Here is a 3,474-nt window from a genome sequence, read left to right on the forward strand (position 1 = left end):
TGGGCATGGCCTGTGAGCATGCCGAGGGAGCGTCGCGGAAGCACTGCGCAGGGCTATCCAGTGTGACTGAGACCGGCCGCAACGACGTCGGTTCAACGCCGGGCGGCAAAAAAACGGCTGCCCAGGTGCCGCGCAGGGGCAAGCCCCTCGACACCCGGGAGTGAAGGATACCGTGATTAAAGGATGATTAAGGATGAAAGCGCAGCGCCCGGTTTCATCTTTCCTTTATATATAGGCAGAACGGTGTGCTGCAGCGGGGGGACGAGTACTTTATAAGCCTGTACCGGCCCCTTCGCGGGTAAAACCGCTCCTACAGAGACGGCACCACATTCAAGACCGGTGCAATACCTGTGGGAGCGGGCGTGCCCGCGAAGAGGCCGGCACAGGCGCTATATCACTCCAGCGCTGCCGCCGGCCCGAAGAACTCGTAGCGGCTCTGCTGCTCCGGCACCCCCAGGCCCTTCAGCTGGCGTTTGACCGCCGCCATGAAGCCCTTGGGCCCAAGGAAGTAGGCGTCCACGTCACGCTCCTGCGGCAGCCACTCGGCAAGCAGGTCTTCACTGAGCAAACCCACGGCGTCGGCCGCAGCGCCACCTTCCGGCTCGGCATAGCAGTAGAAGCGCTTGAGCTGTGGATGGCGCGCCGCCAGGCCATCGATCCAGTCCCGGAAGGCATGCACCGCGCCATTACGCGCACAGTGGATGAAATGCACCTCGCGCCGGGTTTGCAGCGCTGCCTGCAGCATCGCCAGGGTCGGGGTAATGCCCACCCCTCCGCTGATCAGCACCAGCGGCTTGTCGCTGGCTGCCAGGGTGAAGTCACCCGCAGGCGGGAACAGTTTCAGGGTATCGCCCACCACCAGCTCATCGTGCAGGTAGTTGGAGACCTTGCCGCCCGCCTCGCGCTTGACGCTAATGCGGTATTCCTTGCCGTCGCACAGCGCCGACAGGGAATAGTTGCGGCGCTGCTCGGCACCGTCAATGTCAAGTTTCAGACCGATGTACTGGCCAGGTTCTGCCTTGAGCACCGGCATGCCATCCACCGGGGCGAAGTAGAACGAAACGATCTCGCTGCTTTCCTGCTCGCGGCGTACCAGGCGGAATTCACGGGTACCGCGCCAGCCACCCTCGGCCTCTTCCTTCTCTTTATAGAGGTTTTCTTCAGCGCCAATCAGAATGTCGGCCAGCTGGCCATAGGCCGCGCCCCACGCGTCGATCACCGCAGGGGTGGCAATGTCCTTGCCCAGCACTTCCTCGATGGCGCGCAGCAGGCAGCTTCCGACAATCGGGTAGTGCTCCGGCAGAATCTGCAGGGCAACATGCTTGTTGATGATCTGCCCGACCAGGCCGCCCAGTTGCTCCAGCTGGTCGATATGGCGGGCATACATCAACACGCCGTTAGCCAGCGCACGCGGCTGATCGCCACTGGCCTGGTGGGCCTGGTTGAACAGCGGCCGTACCTCGGGGTATTCGCTGAGCATCATCTTGTAGAAGTGGGTGGTCAGCGCTTCGCCGCCGCTTTCCAGCAGAGGTACAGTGGCCTTGATGATTGCACGTTGTTCGGCATTGAGCATTGCAACAACTCCTGAGCCTGTGGCTTCAAATGACTGCCCCTGCCATTACAGCAATCGTGCCAACTTTTATCGCCAGCAAAATCAGGGGTTTGATGCAGGTCATGTCAAAACGACCCACCTCTGCGTATAGTCATATCGACCCATAGGAGTCCATATGACTACACAGCCACTGCTCACCACCCTCCTGCCCCTGGTCAGCGACCTGTCCCGCGATTTGCCCGACCAGGAACGCTACCGCCGCCTGTTGCAAGCCATGCGTGGCCTGCTGCCGTGCGATGCTGCAGCACTGCTGCGACTGGATGGTGAATGGCTGGTGCCGCTGGCAGTGGATGGCCTTAGCCCCGACACCCTCGGCCGGCGCTTTCGGGTCAGCGAGCACCCGCGTTTCCAGATACTGCTCAGCCGCCCGGAACCCACCCGTTTCGCCAGCGATTCCGAACTGCCCGACCCCTACGATGGTTTGGTCAATGCCCCCGATGCCGACCTTGAAGTGCACGACTGCATGGGCTGCCCGTTGATGGTCGATGAGCGCCCATGGGGCCTGGTCACCCTCGACGCCCTCACCCCCGGGCAGTTCCAGAGCCTGGAGCTGGATGCCCTGCAGGCCTTTGCCAGCCTGGCTGCCGCCACCGTTACCGTGGCCGAGCGTATCGAGCACCTGGCCCTGCGCGCCGAAGACGAACACCATCGCGCCGAGCTCTACCGTCAGGCCAGCGGCCAGGATAGAGAGCTGATTGGCCAGAGCCCCGCGCACAAACGCCTGGTGGAGGAAATTCGTCTGGTCGGCAGCAGCGACCTGACCGTGCTGATCACCGGCGAAACCGGGGTTGGCAAGGAGCTGGTGGCCCAGGCCCTGCACCAGGCCAGTAACCGCGCCGACAAGCCGCTGGTCAGCCTCAACTGCGCCGCCCTGCCCGACACCTTGGTGGAAAGCGAACTGTTCGGTCATGTGCGCGGCGCCTTCACCGGCGCGCATGGCGAGCGCCGCGGCAAGTTCGAACTGGCCAACGGCGGCACGCTGTTCCTCGACGAAGTGGGTGAACTGCCGCTGACGGTGCAGGCGAAACTGCTACGCGTGCTGCAAAGCGGCCAGTTGCAGCGCCTGGGTTCGGACCGCGAGCACCGGGTGGACGTGCGCCTGATCGCCGCTACCAACCGCGACCTCGCTGCCGAGGTGCGTACGGGCAACTTTCGCGCCGACTTCTATCACCGCCTCAGCGTTTACCCGCTGCACGTGCCACCTTTGCGCGAACGTGGGCGAGACGTGCTGCTATTGGCGGGCTACTTCCTCGAACAGAACCGTTCACGGCTGGGCCTGAACAGCCTGCGCCTGAGCCATGAGGCCCAAGCCGCGTTGATCGCCTACGACTGGCCAGGCAACGTGCGCGAACTGGAACACCTGATCGGCCGCTCGGCACTCAAGGCGCTGGGCCAGCACCCTGATCGGCCACGTATCCTCACCCTCGAAGCCATCGACCTGGACCTGCGTGTGTCGGCAACCACGCCAGGCACGCTGCCCTCCCCTGCTGCACCGCTGCAAGTGGTCACCACGCCTGAAGGCGGCTTGCGTGAAGCCGTCGATATTTACCAGCGACAGGTGATCGAAGCCTGCCTGCAGCGGCATCAGGACAACTGGGCAGCAGCGGCCCGCGAACTCGGTCTGGACCGCGCAAACCTGAGCCGTTTGGCCCGCAGGCTAGGGCTTCGCTGAGGCTTTTCTACCAAAGGATTAACCCAGAAAGCCATCTGGTTGCTTCCCCACCGGCTGCTATATCTCCCTAACCACCCGTTTGTCGACTGCCTGGTCGAGGCTGTGCGTAAGACCCCTGAAAGGGCTCTGTTACGTCGGTTGTGGCCCGAACACTCGGGCCGGGGGATCCGGATATCAGCAGGGAGCATCC

The 3,474-nt window shown here is 63.3% G+C and carries 2 protein-coding genes; one reads left to right on the forward strand and one right to left on the reverse strand.

Features of this window, described 5'->3' with window-relative positions; all coding sequences use genetic code 11:
- Nucleotides 1–394 precede the first annotated feature (394 nt).
- Nucleotides 395–1,573 carry an NO-inducible flavohemoprotein gene (hmpA, locus tag V6093_RS13625; RefSeq protein ID WP_012051223.1) on the reverse strand — a complete coding sequence of 393 codons (1,179 nt, stop codon included), beginning with the start codon at nt 1,571–1,573 and terminating at the stop codon, nt 395–397.
- 154 nt (nt 1,574–1,727) lie between these two features.
- Here hmpA and norR point away from each other — a divergent pair, with 154 nt between their 5' ends.
- The gene (gene norR / locus V6093_RS13630; RefSeq protein WP_014861449.1) at nt 1,728–3,284 is read left to right on the forward strand and encodes a nitric oxide reductase transcriptional regulator NorR; all 1,557 of its coding nucleotides are present in this window, start codon (nt 1,728–1,730) and stop codon (nt 3,282–3,284) included.
- Nucleotides 3,285–3,474: the final 190 nt, after the last annotated feature.

The organism is Pseudomonas putida group bacterium ESBL64 (assembly GCF_045277175.1).
In the GTDB taxonomy this organism is placed as follows: domain Bacteria; phylum Pseudomonadota; class Gammaproteobacteria; order Pseudomonadales; family Pseudomonadaceae; genus Aquipseudomonas; species Aquipseudomonas alloputida.

Coding starts and splice junctions, on each gene's coding strand:
- hmpA (WP_012051223.1), bottom strand. CDS start 1,573: ATGCTCAATGCCGAACAACGTGCAATCATCAAGGCCACTGTACCTCTG.
- norR (WP_014861449.1), top strand. CDS start 1,728: ATGACTACACAGCCACTGCTCACCACCCTCCTGCCCCTGGTCAGCGAC.